Origin of the sequence: Streptomyces sp. NPDC020362 (assembly GCF_040642095.1) — a bacterium.
In the GTDB taxonomy this organism is placed as follows: domain Bacteria; phylum Actinomycetota; class Actinomycetes; order Streptomycetales; family Streptomycetaceae; genus Streptomyces.
This window is the reverse complement of the sequence record NZ_JBFAET010000231.1, coordinates 1-12761: the sequence shown is the minus strand read 5'-3', so window position 1 is coordinate 12761 and position 12761 is coordinate 1. Positions and strand designations below refer to the sequence as shown.

General features: G+C 72.9%; 9 protein-coding genes and 1 pseudogene. 8 read left to right on the top strand and 2 right to left on the bottom strand.

Annotated elements, in window-relative coordinates:
• Nucleotides 1-308: 308 nt before the first annotated feature.
• Nucleotides 309-1232: pseudogene (locus AB0H32_RS41850) on the top strand (dihydroxyacetone kinase); the annotation flags it as partial.
• Between the two features lie 15 nt (nt 1233-1247).
• On the opposite strand, the gene AB0H32_RS41845 reads toward AB0H32_RS41850, so the two are convergent.
• Together AB0H32_RS41845 and AB0H32_RS41840 are read right to left on the bottom strand one after the other, a co-directional pair.
• Nucleotides 1248-4232 (bottom strand): tetratricopeptide repeat protein, encoded by a 2985-nt coding sequence (locus tag AB0H32_RS41845; protein WP_361132783.1) that lies wholly within the window; start codon nt 4230-4232, stop codon nt 1248-1250.
• Entirely contained in the window at nt 4232-6058 is a 1827-nt protein-coding gene (locus AB0H32_RS41840) for an HSP90 family protein (protein ID WP_361132780.1), read from the bottom strand. Before AB0H32_RS41840 ends, AB0H32_RS41845 begins: the two co-directional genes overlap by 1 nt.
• A 271-nt stretch (nt 6059-6329) precedes the next feature.
• Between AB0H32_RS41840 and recG the strand changes: the two genes are divergently transcribed.
• The 7 genes from recG to rnc all read left to right on the top strand — a co-directional run.
• A complete protein-coding gene (recG, locus tag AB0H32_RS41835) occupies nt 6330-8558 on the top strand; it encodes an ATP-dependent DNA helicase RecG (protein ID WP_361132778.1) in 2229 nt (742 codons plus the stop codon).
• Between the two features lie 160 nt (nt 8559-8718).
• Nucleotides 8719-9306 carry a 16S rRNA (guanine(966)-N(2))-methyltransferase RsmD gene (rsmD, locus tag AB0H32_RS41830; protein ID WP_361132775.1) on the top strand — a complete coding sequence of 196 codons (588 nt, stop codon included), beginning with the start codon at nt 8719-8721 and terminating at the stop codon, nt 9304-9306.
• A 26-nt stretch (nt 9307-9332) separates the two neighbouring features.
• Nucleotides 9333-9812: a pantetheine-phosphate adenylyltransferase gene (coaD, locus tag AB0H32_RS41825; protein ID WP_361132785.1), complete on the top strand. Its 480-nt coding sequence runs from the start codon at nt 9333-9335 to the stop codon at nt 9810-9812.
• A gap of 83 nt (nt 9813-9895) precedes the next feature.
• Nucleotides 9896-10993, top strand: coding sequence for a cell division initiation protein (locus AB0H32_RS41820; protein ID WP_361132773.1), 1098 nt, complete (start codon nt 9896-9898; stop codon nt 10991-10993).
• Between the two features lie 130 nt (nt 10994-11123).
• Entirely contained in the window at nt 11124-11768 is a 645-nt protein-coding gene (locus AB0H32_RS41815; RefSeq protein WP_361132770.1) for a DUF177 domain-containing protein, read from the top strand.
• A gap of 2 nt (nt 11769-11770) precedes the next feature.
• On the top strand, nt 11771-11944 hold the full coding sequence (rpmF, locus tag AB0H32_RS41810) for a 50S ribosomal protein L32 (RefSeq protein ID WP_003951102.1): 174 nt from the start codon (nt 11771-11773) through the stop codon (nt 11942-11944).
• An 8-nt stretch (nt 11945-11952) separates the two neighbouring features.
• Nucleotides 11953-12761, top strand: an 809-nt coding sequence (gene rnc, locus AB0H32_RS41805) for a ribonuclease III (RefSeq protein WP_361132767.1), incomplete at its 3' end; no start/stop codon positions are given.

The following is a 12761-nucleotide window of genomic DNA, read 5'->3' as shown; positions in this document are numbered from 1 at the left end:
CCGCCGGACGGGGCGCCGCGGGGGCGCGGGGCGGGCGGGGGGGGGGGCGCCCGGGTGTAGAGGGAGGGTAACGCGTCCGCGGGCCCGCGCGCGGCGGGGGGGGGGCGGGGCGGGGCGGCGGGGGGTTGGTGTTGTGTTGGTGGGCTCGGGTGTCCTCTTTGTGTTTGGGGTTTTTTTTTTTGTGGTTGTTTGTTGTTGGGGGTGGTGGGGGGGGGCGGGGGGGGGTGGTGGCGGCCGCCCCGCGGGGGGCCCCGGGGGGGGGGCACGCCGGGAGCGAGGGGGAGCTGTGCACGGAGGGTGCCGGGGCCGGCGGGCCCGCCTACGAGGTGATCTATCTCCTGGAAGCCGGCGACGAGGCCGTGGCCCGGCTGCGGGAGCGGCTCGACCCCCTCGGGGACTCCCTCGTCGTGGTCGGCGGCGACGGGCTGTGGAACGTCCATGTGCACGTCGACGACGCGGGTGCCGCGGTGGAGGCGGGCGTCGAGGCCGGGCGCCCCTACCGGATCCGGATCACGCACTTCGGGCTCGGCGACGTGCACACCGGCGGCGAGCGCCCCCCGCGCGAGCGCGCCCAGCGGGCCGTCGTCGCCGTCGTGCCCGGGGAGGGCCTGGCGGGGCTGTACACCGAGGCCGGCGCGACCGCTGTCCTCGCGCGCTCCGGGGAGCCGCTCGCCAGCGGGGAGCTGGTGCAGGCCGTACGACGGGCCCACGCGCGCGAGGTGGTGCTGCTGCCCAACGACGCCGAACTGCGCCACACGGCCGCGGCGGCCGCCGAGCAGGCCCGCACCGAGGGCATCCGCGTGGCCCTGATCCCGACCCGCTCCGCGGTGCAGGGCATCGCCGCGCTCGCCGTGCACGAGCCGCAGCGCCGCTTCGACGAGGACGTCGTCCAGATGACCTCGGCGGCGGGCGCCACCCGCTACGCCGAGGTCCTCGTGGCCGAGCACCAGTTCTGGACGACGGCCGGCATCTGCCAGGCCGGGGACGTCCTCGGCCTGATCGACGGCGACGTGGCGGTGATCGGGGCGGACGTCACCGCCACCGCCGAGACCGTCCTGGACCGCATGCTCCAGGCCGGCGGCGAGCTGGTCACCCTCGTCGTCGGCGACGAGGCACCCCTGGGTGTCGCCGACCACCTGGAGGCACGCGTCCGGGAGTCCTATCTCGCTGTGGACACGGTGGTGTACCGAGGCGGCCACCAGGGTGCGCTGCTGCTCATCGGCGTGGAGTGAGCGGGCGTCCGCCGCTCACTGCTCGGCCTCGGCGAGCTGGAGCATCTGGGTCGCCTCCGCCCGCCGTGCCTCGGTCGTCTCGTCCGGCTCGGCGGTGGACCCGTAGGCCGCGAGTACGCCACGTGCGCGTGCCGCTGCCTCGGCGGGGCGGCCGAGGTCGGCCTCGAGCCAGCCCGCGGCCAGTTCGGCGCCGGTACGTTCGTGCAGGCCGTCCGTGCCGAGCGAGCCGAACAGCGCGGCCGAGCGGTCCATCTGGACCAGGGCGTCCTCGAACGCGGCCTGGATCGCCTCGTCCTCGGCCTCCTCGGCCGCCGAGCGTGCCAGCAGGTCGCCGAACTGCCGGTGCGTGTTGCCGAGTTCCGCGGTGAGCTGCTCCCGGGCCACCGGGTCCCCGGCGGTCTCCAGTGCGCGCTCGCACGCGCGCACCGCGTCCGCCATGGCTTCCCGCGCACCCTCCGCCCCGGCCTCCCCGCGCAGCGCCAGCCACGCGCGGGCGCGCAGCGAGCGGACGAGGAAGTGCGGGTTGCCGAGCGAGCGCCACAGCTCACCCGCGCGCGCGTAGGCCCGGTCCGCCTCGTCCAGCAGCCCGGCGCTGCTCAGGGACTCTCCGGCGAGATGGGCGAGCGTGGCGTGATCCTGCTGCTCGGGCCAGTGCCGGGCGATCTCGGCGGCCTGCAGCCGGCGTTCGGCGGCCGCCCGGTGCTCGCCCAGCTCGCTCAGGCAGTCCCCGAGCCACCACCGCGCCTGGACCACGGCCTCGTCGCCGTGCGTCTCGGCGGTCAGGTCGGGCAGCGCCGACTCCAGCACCTCGGCGGCCTCCGCGTACCGGCCCTGGCGCAGCAGGAAGCCGCCCAGCTGGTGCCGGGCCCAGGCGCCCAGGGTGGCGCTCTCGCCCGCCTCGTCGGCCCAGTGAGCGGCCTCCAGGGCGTGTTCCGCCGCTTCGCCGGGCTCCTGCCGGGCGCCGATCACCTCGGCGAGCTGAAGATGCAGCTGGGCCCGCCCGATCGGCTCCACGTACGGCCCGCCGTGCTCCAGGGCGGCCCGCAGCGCCCGCTCGGCCTCGCCCGTGTCGCCGAGCTGATGGGCCAGCGCCGCGGCCCGCACCTCGTGCTCGAGAGCGAACCAGGGCAGCCCGGCCGCCACGTACTCGGCGGCGGCCCGCCGCAGCAGCCGCGCCGCCCGCCCGGCCGCGCCGGTCTGCTCGGCCAGCTCGGACAGCATCGCTCGCGCCTCGGCGGACCGCGCCGCGAGCCGCACGTCGTCCCCGGGCCGCCCGCCGACGAGCGCCAGCACCTCGCGCACGGCCTGCTCGGCGTCCGCGAGGTGGCCCCGGGCAGGCCCGCCGGCCGAGCCGCCGGCCGCAGGACCCGGCCCGTGCACGCCCGCTGCCTCCGTGGCCCCCGGAGCATCCGCCGCCTCGTGTACCCGTCGCATCAGGATGCGCGCACGGCTCATCACCACCGACGCCGTCTGCCGCACACCCGTGGCCTCCTCGGCGTACAGCGCGAGTGCCTCGTCGTAGAGGCCGGCGACCGTCGTCAGCGCCGCGTCCACCTCGCCCGTCAGCGCGCGTATGTACGCGCCACGCGCGCGTGCCGCCAGCGCCTCGCCGGGGTCGCCCGCCTCCGCGTACAGCTCGGCGGCCCGCTCGAACAGGGGGATGCCCTCGGGGCCGCGGGCCATCGCCTCGTGATCGGTCATCTCCGCGCGGTCGCGCGCGTCCAGTTCGACGCCCTCGGCGGCCCGCGCCACCGCCGCCCACGCCTCCAGGGCGTTCGGCTGCAGGGTGTCGGACAGCCGGCGCGCCTCGGCGATCAGCGCGGACAGGCCGGGCGGGGAGGGGACCTGGGGTGCCGGGGGCGCGGCCACGGGTGCCGGCGCGGAGCGCACCGTCCGCACCCCCAGCGGCAGCCGCTCCACCAGCGGACGCTGCGCCATGCGCGCGCGGGCGCGGTCGCCGACGTACGGGGTGCCGTTGCGCGTGTCGAACCGCCCGGCCAGCTCCAGGGCCTCAGCGCGCGCGTGAGCGGCCAGTTCGTGTGCGGTCCAGGACCGTCCGGCAGGGCCCGGTACCTGCCGCTCGCCCAGCCCCAGCCCGGTCAGCCGGTCCATCAGCAGGGCCACGACGACCAGGAAGTCCAGCCGGCTGCGCGGGTGCCCGGTGTCCGTGAAGTACGCCGGCCGCTCGGCGAGCAGTTCCAGACCGCGCGCCTCGTTCCCGGTCAGCGCGCAGAACTCCACATGGTCGGCGAAGGCGCCCCGCATGCTCTCCATGGAGCGGACGAGGCGGAAGCCCCGCAGATGGTGGGCGCGGGCCTCGTCCGGGCGGCCCAGCCGCAGCAGCGGCGTGAGCGAGGAGGCGAGCACCGAGTGCGGCTCGTGGGCGCAGCTGTACTCGCCCTCCAGCACCGGCCGCCACAGCCGGAGCGCCTCCGCGTCAGAGCCGCGCCTGACCTGCCACACGCCCTGCCCGTGCAGCTCGCAGGCGTGGCAGTCGGCCATCCGGTCCCGGTCCGCGGCCAGCCAGGCGGTGTACGCCCGCTGCGCGCGCTCCAGATCCCCGGTGTGTGCGGCGACGCTGAACTCGGCACTGCGCACGGCCCGTTCGGAGTGTCCGGCGAGCCGGTAGCGGTGCTCCATCTCGGCGAGCCACTTCTCGATCGAGGCGAGCGGGATGTGCGGCTGGTCCAGCATGCCCGCCGACACCCACTTGAAGACCCAGTGCAGGGAGTGCGCCTCGTACTCGTCGAAGTCCTGCGGATGTTCGTCCCACAGGCGCAGCAGCCGCGCGAACGGGACGAACATCCGGTCCTTCTCGGAGCTGTAGTTGTAGACCTTCAGCTGGTGCCCGAGTGCCTCGATCACGGCGAGCGGGACGTTCAGCTTCTCGGCCTCGGCGAGCAGCTGCTCCGCGCGCGCGTTGCGGGCCGGGCCCTCCGGCTGCTCGGAGTTCTCCGCCATCGCCCGGCGCAGTGCGCCGAAGTCCGCGATGTCACCCATCAGCGGCCCTCCTGCCTGTGCGTGGCCCACTCCAGGAGGCCGATGAACGCCCGGTTCAGCAGCGCGGAGTCGGCGGGCCTGAGCGGCCGCTGTGCCATCAGCAGCGCCTGCCCGTACAGCGACTCGGTCGCGGTGCCGATCAGCTCCGGGTCCGCGAGGGAACTGATCCTGCGGATCAGCGGGTTGAGATGGTTGAGCACCAGCCGCGCGCGCGGGGCGCTGCCGCGCAGCGAGCCCAGGATGCCCGCCCACAGGTCGTCGGCCTGCTCCTCGGCCTCCGCCCGCGCCTGCTCGTGCCGGGCGGACCGGTCGTCCAGGTGCAGCGCGGGCACGGACAGCGGATGGAAGGCGCGCAGGACGACGTCACAGCCCAGTGGGTCGAGCTTCGCGCGCGCTGCCGCCAGGAAGCCGGACAGCGCCAGCTCCTCGGCCGGGTCCACCGCGTCCAGGTGGGCGGTCACGGTGTCCGCGTCCAGCTCGGCGACCACGGTCCCCGAACGCACCGCCGGGAGCGCCTCGACCAGCTCGCTGTCGTACGTGTAACCGCCGTTGACCACGCCGACGCCCTGGGCGGAGGCGATCGGCGCGACCTGCCGGTACTCCTCGACGGTCCGCGTGAAGTGCACCACCGGGTGCCGCTGTGCGAACTCCTCCAGGGACAGCTGTCCGTCGGTCGTCTCGAAGGGCAGCCACGGCAGCATCGTGCGCAGCATCTCCCGGTCGTGCCGGGCGAGGGACTTGACCCCCAGATGGTGCACGGCGAGGAACGCGGCCAGCCGCTCCGGATCTCCGGCCGCGAGCCCGGTGAGCCAGGACCGAATCCTTTCGCCGAGCGCCTCCCGTACGGCGGAGAGCGTCTCGTCCTCGTAGAGCGACTCGCGGGAGGCCGTGGGGCGCAGGCTGTCGGTGTCCAGGACGCAGCGCACGAAGAACGCCCAGTCGGGCAGCGGCTGTTCGGCCCGTTCGGTCAGCAGCATGCCCTTGAGGTGCACGCGGTGTGTGGCCCGCTGGGCGGGGCTGACCGCTGCGGGCAGCACGTACGCCACCCCGCGGATCCCGGCCAGCGGCACGTCCAGGTCGATCGAGTCCAGCGGAGTGAAGCCGAACAGCTCGTGGCAGTGCCGGGCCAGCGCCACCCTGCGCGCGGCGGGACTCGGCCAGGAGCGGTCCCAGGGCGCGGGGAGGTCCGTGACCGCCTCCTCGCCGACCCGGATGTCGTACGGCAGCAGCGAACCGAAGTCCCGGGCGAGCGCGAGCACCCGCGGCTCGGCCAGCCACTCGGCGGCACCGGCCCGCGCCGTCAGGTGCACGGTGGTGCCCGGCTCGGGCCGCGCCGAGTCGGGCAGCGTGCGCACCGTGTACGAGCCGTCGTCGCTCGCCGTCCACTCGACCGGCGGGGCGGTCGGCGTACGGGCGCTGCGGCTGACCACGCGGATCCGCTCGGCGACCACGAAACAGGCCAGCAGGCCGATCCCGAACTGGCCGAGGAAGTCCGAGCGGGCCTCCTGCAGGCCGTCCGCCCGCTTGGAACTGCGCCCGATGGTCGCCAGCAGGCTGTGCACGTCCGACTCGGTGAGCCCGACGCCGCTGTCCTCCACCCTGAGGGCACCGTCCGCGGCATGCAGCCGCACCCGGGCCGGGGCGCCGGGCTGCTCGGTCCGCCGGGCGGTGATGGCGTCCACGGCGTTCTGCAGCAGCTCGCGCAGATAGACCTTGGGGCTGGAGTAGAGGTGATGGGAGAGCAGGTCCACCAGACCACGCAGGTCGACCTGGAACGTGTGGGGTGACTGGGAAGCCTGGGATGACTGTGAGGTCTGGGAGTCCATCGTCGCAGCGCCGGTGGGGGGAGCAGACGTTCGGCGCGGGGTCGGGCGGTCCCGGATGGGGCGGTGACCGCGGGGGATGGCCGGAGCGCGCCATCCTAGGGCCGGAACGGGCCACCTGACCAGCGCTTTCCCAGAAGTAAACGGGTAGTTCGAGGAATCGGCGGGGCAGCGTCCGGCGCATGCGCGGGACGCCGTCCGGCGTCCCCGGGGGTGCGGCCTGCGGCGAATCCCCAGGGCAGCGTCTACGGCTTTGTCAGTGGCGTGGTGTGCAATGGATCTCGTGCCCGCACTGGAAGAACCACTGAAGCAACCACTGAAGTCAGTGCTCGGCCCCGCCACCGCGAAGGTGATGGCCGAGCACCTCGGCCTGCACACCGTCGGTGACCTCCTGCACCACTACCCCCGCAGATACGAGGAGCGCGGCCAGCTCACGCACCTCGCCGACCTCCCCATGGACGAGCACGTCACGGTGGTCGCCCAGGTCGCCGACGCCCGCCTGCACACCTTCGCCTCCGCCAAGGCCCCGCGCGGCAAGGGCCAGCGGCTGGAGGTCACCATCACGGACGGCAGCGGCCGGCTCCAGCTGGTGTTCTTCGGCAACGGCGTGCACAAGCCGCACAAGGAGCTGCTTCCGGGCACGCGCGCGATGTTCGCAGGCAAGGTCTCCGTCTTCAACCGCCGTCTCCAACTGGCCCACCCCGCCTATGAGTTGCTGCGTGGCGACAGCGAGGAGGCGGTCGAGACCTGGGCCGGGGCCCTGATCCCCCTCTACCCGGCCACCGCCAAGCTGGAGTCCTGGAAGATCGGCAAGGCCGTCCAGACGGTCCTGCCCAGCGCCCAGGAGGCCCTCGACCCGCTGCCGCCCGCCCTGCGCGAGGGCCGCGGCCTGGTCCCCCTCCCCGAGGCCCTCCTCAAGATCCACCGCCCGCACACCAGGGCCGATGTGGCCGATGCGCGCGCCCGCCTGAAGTGGGACGAGGCCTTCGTCCTCCAGGTCGCCCTGGCCCGCCGCCGGTACGCCGACAGCCAACTCCCGGCCGTGGCGCGCACACCGAAGGCGGACGGCCTCCTCGCGGCCTTCGACGACCGCCTGCCCTTCACCCTCACCGAGGGCCAGCAGAAGGTCTCCCGGGAGATCTTCGACGACCTCGCCACCGAGCACCCCATGCACCGGCTGCTCCAGGGGGAGGTGGGGTCGGGGAAGACCATGGTGGCCCTCCGTGCCATGCTCACCGTGGTCGACGCGGGCGGCCAGGCCGCCATGCTCGCGCCCACGGAGGTCCTCGCCCAGCAGCACCACCGCTCGGTCACCGAGATGATGGGCGAGCTGGCCGAGGGCGGCATGCTGGGCGGCGCCGAGCACGCCACCAAGGTGGTGCTGATCACCGGCTCGATGGGCGCGGCCGCCCGCCGCCAGGCCCTGCTGGACCTCGCCACCGGTGAGGCGGGGATCGTGATCGGCACCCACGCGCTGATCGAGGACAAGGTGCAGTTCCACGACCTCGGGCTGGTGGTGGTGGACGAACAGCACCGCTTCGGTGTGGAGCAGCGCGACGCCCTGCGCGGCAAGGGCAAGCAGCCTCCGCACCTGCTGGTCATGACGGCGACCCCCATCCCGCGGACGGTCGCCATGACCGTCTTCGGCGACCTGGAGACCTCGGTGCTGGACCAGCTCCCGGCCGGCCGCTCCCCGATCGCCAGCCATGTCGTCCCCGCCGCCGACAAGCCCCACTTCCTCGCCCGGGCCTGGGAGCGGGTGCGCGAGGAGGTGGCGGGCGGCCACCAGGCGTACGTGGTCTGTCCCCGCATCGGCGACGACATCGACGAGTCGGCCGACCCGAAGAAGTCCGGCAGCCAGAAGTCCCCGGAGGACGAGGCCGAGAAGCGCCCCCCGCTGGCCGTCCTCGACGTGGCCGACCAGCTGGGCGGCGGCCCGCTGCAGGGCCTGCGGGTCGAGGTCCTGCACGGCAGGATGCACCCCGACGACAAGGACGCCGTCATGCGCCGCTTCGCGGCCGGCGAGACGGATGTCCTGGTGGCCACCACGGTCATCGAGGTCGGCGTGAACGTCCCCAATGCCACCGCCATGGTGATCATGGACGCCGACCGCTTCGGCGTCTCCCAGCTCCACCAGCTCCGCGGCCGGGTGGGCCGGGGCTCCGCCCCCGGCCTCTGTCTCCTGGTCACCGAGATGCCCGAGGCGAGCGCCGCCCGCCAGCGTCTGAACGCCGTCGCCTCCACCCTCGACGGCTTCGAACTCTCCCGCATCGACCTGGAACAGCGCCGCGAGGGCGACGTCCTCGGCCAGGCCCAGTCCGGCGCCCGCTCCAGCCTGCGCGTCCTCGAGGTCATCGAGGACGAGGAGGTCATCGCGGAGGCGAGACAGGAGGCGGCGGCGGTGGTGGCCGCCGATCCGGAGCTGACCGGCCTCCCGGGCCTGCGCACGGCTCTGGACGCCCTTGTGGACGAGGAGAGGGAGCAGTACCTGGAAAAGGGCTAGAGGCAAGTCCCCGGGGGCGCGGGCCTGTATCGACATGCGGCTCGGTCTCGTGGGCGCGACCGGCCACGACGATGCCGCATCCGCCGACGGCGACCGGGCGGCCACCCCGTGGGGCCTGCCAGACTGACCCCGTAAAGCCACCCCACGACGAAGGACCCCCATGACCCGCGTGATCGCCGGCAGGGCAGGCGGACGGCGCCTGTCGGTGCCGCCCGGCACAGGAACCCGGCCCACTTCGGATCGTGCACGCGAGGGCCTCTTCTCCACGTGGCAGTCCCTCCTCGGCGGCCCCCTGGACGGCGAAAGGGTCCTCGACCTCTACGCCGGCTCCGGAGCCGTGGGACTGGAGGCCCTCTCCCGGGGCGCGAGCCACACCCTCCTGGTCGAGGCGGACGCCCGCGCGGCGAGGATCGTCCGGGAGAACGTGAAGAACCTGGGCCTGCCCGGCGCCGAGGTGAGATCGGGCAAAGCGGAACAGATCATCAGAACCGCGCCCCCGGCCGAGCCGTACGACCTGGTCTTCCTGGACCCTCCCTACGCCGTCGGAGACGACGATCTTCGCGAGATTCTGCTCACACTCCGCACGGAGGGCTGGCTCGCGGGGGAAGCCCTCGTCACCGTGGAGCGCAGCACCAGAGGCGGCGAATTCCACTGGCCGGACGGCTTCGCGGCCCTCCGGTCCCGTCGCTACGGCGAGGGAACGTTTTGGTACGGTCGCGCCGCCTCTTTGTGCGAAGACGCACGATGACCGGACCGGAGAGCGAGGGATCTCAAGTGCGCCGCGCCGTCTGTCCCGGGTCGTTCGACCCGATCACCAACGGACATCTCGACATCATTGCCCGCGCCTCCCGTCTGTACGACGAGGTCTACGTCGCGGTGATGATCAACAAGGCCAAGAAGGGCCTGTTCGAGATCGACGAGCGGATCGAGCTGATCCGCGAGGTCACCGCCGACTACGCCAACGTCCGGGTCGAGGCCTTCCACGGCCTCCTCGTCGACTTCTGCAAGCAGCGCGACATCCCCGCCATCGTCAAGGGCCTGCGCGCGGTCAGCGACTTCGACTACGAACTCCAGATGGCCCAGATGAACATCGGCCTCACGGGAGTCGAGACGCTGTTCGTGCCGACCAACCCCACCTACAGCTTCCTGTCCTCCTCGCTCGTCAAGGAGGTCGCGGCCTGGGGCGGCGACGTCTCCCACCTGGTCCCGGCGCCCGTCCTGGAAGCCCTCACCAAGCGTCTGCGCAAGGACTGAGCACAGGCGCTGATCACCAGGACCGAAAGGGCTACAGTCGTCCCGTCCGTCTCCAACACAGCTGTAGAGAGTGGCGAGCACAGGTGGACGTCCAGAAGAAGCTCGACGAGATCGTCTCCTCGGTCTCCGGCGCCCGGTCCATGCCCATGTCGGCCTCGTGCGTGGTCAACCGCGCCGAGCTGCTCGCGATGCTCGAAGAGGTGCGCCAGGCCCTGCCCGGCTCTCTCGCGCAGGCGCAGGAGCTGATCGGCGACCGTGAGCAGATGGTCGAGCAGGCCCGCCAGGAGGCCGAGCGGATCATCGGGAACGCGCACGCCGAACGCGGCTCGCTGATCTCCGACACCGAGATCGCCCGGCGCTCCCAGGCCGAGGCCGACCGGATCGTCGCCGAGGCCCGCAACGACGCCGAGGAGATCCGCGCCGAGGCCGACGACTACGTCGACTCCAAGCTCGCCAACTTCGAGGTCGTCCTCACCAAGACCCTCGGCTCGGTCGGCCGCGGCCGGGAGAAGCTGCTCGGCACCGGGCCCGGCCTGGACGAGAACGGCTACGAGGACGAGGACGCCCCCGAGCGCAGCCAGGACCCGGAGACCCTGCGGCACAACGCCGACGCCTACGTGGACGCCAAGCTGGGCGCCTTCGAGGCGGTGCTCGCCAAGACCCTGGAGGCCGTCGGCCGCGGCCGGCAGAAGCTGCACGGCCGGATCGCCTCCGACGACCTCGGCGCCCTCGCCGACGACGCCACGACCTTCCAGCACTCCAGCGACGCCGACTACCTCGCCGACCTCGCGGCCCTCGCGGAGGCCCCGGCCGAGCGCCCGGCGCAGCCGCAGCAGACCCAGCCCCAGCCGCCGCAGCCGTCGTACGACCCGCAGCCGGCCTATTCCCCCGCCGCCGGCTACGCCCCGGCGGGAGGCGCCCCCGTCCAGCAGCAGCCCGACCCGTACGCCGGCTTCCCGCAGCAGGCCGGCTACGCCCAGCAGGACCCCTACGGCTACCAGCAGGCCGACCCGTACGCCTACCAGGCCTATGACCCCCAGCAGGCCGCCTACGAGCCCCAGCCCGGCCAGCAGCAGGCAGAGCCCCAGCAGGGCTACGCCCTCGACGAGACCAGCCTCTTCGACACCGGCATGATCAGCGCGGAGCAGCTGCGCGCCTACGAGCAGGGTCGCGGCCTGTAGCCGGCACCGGATTGGGCCCTGAGCGAAAGGTCCAGTATCCTGGCTCTTCGGTCGCGCGTACGTCCGCGATCAACGCTGCCCGGAACACCGACGGGCGGTGTCCCTTCGAGTTCGAAGATCGAAAGCAGGAATGGCTTCCAACGCCCGCCTCGACCACCGCAACCCTCTCGTGTTCGACACGCATGAGCTGGGTCGGCGTCCTGGCGCGCTGCAGCGCCTGACCCGCGAGATCGACGCCCCCGCGGATCTCGGTATCCAGGGAGTCGTCGGAGTGCCGGAAGGCGCCCCGTTGAAGCTCGAACTCCGGCTCGAGTCGGTCATGGAAGGGGTGCTCGTCACAGGCACCGCCCGTGCACAGGCCGAGGGGGAGTGCGTAAGGTGTCTGGAGCCGGTCGGGCTGGAGCTCGAAGCGGACTTCCAGGAGCTGTTCTCGTACCCTGACGCCGACGACCGGGGCCGCGTGATCGCGGAACCGGGCGACGACGCCGAGGACGACGAGGACAGGTTCTTCCTCGAGGACGGACTCTTCGACCTCGAACCTCTGCTGCGCGATGCGGTGGTGCTCGCACTGCCGATGCAGCCGGTGTGCCAGGACGACTGCCCGGGCCTGTGCTCCGAGTGCGGAGCGCGACTCGCGGACGACCCGGACCACCACCACGACGCCGTCGACATCCGTTGGGCGGCACTGCAGGGACTCGCCGGTTCGCTCGAACCCGGCGAGAAGGACGAGATGAGCGGCGCCGAAGCGGGCGTCGACGAGAAGCAGGAGAAGTAGCCGTGGCTGTTCCGAAGCGGAAGATGTCGCGCAGCAACACGCGCCACCGCCGGTCGCAGTGGAAGGCTGCGGTCCCCACCCTGGTTGCGTGCGAGCGCTGCCACGAGCCCAAGCAGCAGCACATTGCGTGCCCGTCTTGCGGCACCTACAACAAGCGCCAGGTCCTCGAAGTCTGAGCGGGCTGGTGAGAGGCACTGTGTCCAGTCCCAAGAAGGCGGAAGACGCCAAGGCGGACGCACCCGCCAAGAAGAAGGCGGACAACCAGGCCTCGTCCCACACGCTTCTGGAAGGGCGGCTCGGCTACCAGCTCGAGTCCGCCCTTCTGGTGCGCGCGCTGACCCACCGTTCCTACGCGTACGAGAACGGCGGTCTGCCGACGAACGAGCGGCTGGAGTTCCTCGGGGACTCCGTGCTCGGCCTCGTCGTCACGGACACGCTGTACCGCATCCACCCCGACCTGCCCGAAGGCCAGCTGGCCAAGCTGCGGGCCGCGGTGGTCAACTCGCGTGCGCTGGCGGAGGTCGGACGTGGCCTCGACCTGGGCGCCTTCATCCGGCTCGGCCGTGGTGAAGAGGGCACGGGCGGCCGGGACAAGGCGTCCATTCTTGCCGACACCCTCGAAGCGGTGATCGGCGCGGTCTATCTCGATCGGGGTCTCGACGCGGCGTCCGAGCTGGTGCACCGGCTCTTCGACCCGCTGATCGAGAAGTCCTCGAACCTCGGTGCCGGCCTGGACTGGAAGACCAGTCTCCAGGAGCTCACCGCGATCGAGGGGCTCGGCGTGCCCGAGTACCTGGTCACGGAGACCGGACCCGACCACGAGAAGACGTTCACTGCTGCCGCCCGCGTCGGAGGCGTCTCGTACGGCACCGGCACCGGCCGCAGCAAGAAAGAGGCGGAGCAACAGGCCGCCGAGTCCGCCTGGCGGTCCATCCGGGCCGCCGCGGACGAGCGGGCCGAGGCGGCCAAGAAGGCCGCCACGGACGGCACGTC

Bases quoted from the DNA above. Each gene is read 5' to 3' on its own strand.
- AB0H32_RS41845 (WP_361132783.1), bottom strand. From the start codon at position 4,232: ATGGGTGACATCGCGGACTTCGGCGCACTGCGCCGGGCGATGGCGGAG.
- AB0H32_RS41840 (WP_361132780.1), bottom strand. From the start codon at position 6,058: ATGGACTCCCAGACCTCACAGTCATCCCAGGCTTCCCAGTCACCCCAC.
- recG (WP_361132778.1), top strand. From the start codon at position 6,330: ATGGATCTCGTGCCCGCACTGGAAGAACCACTGAAGCAACCACTGAAG.
- rsmD (WP_361132775.1), top strand. From the start codon at position 8,719: ATGACCCGCGTGATCGCCGGCAGGGCAGGCGGACGGCGCCTGTCGGTG.
- AB0H32_RS41815 (WP_361132770.1), top strand. From the start codon at position 11,124: ATGGCTTCCAACGCCCGCCTCGACCACCGCAACCCTCTCGTGTTCGAC.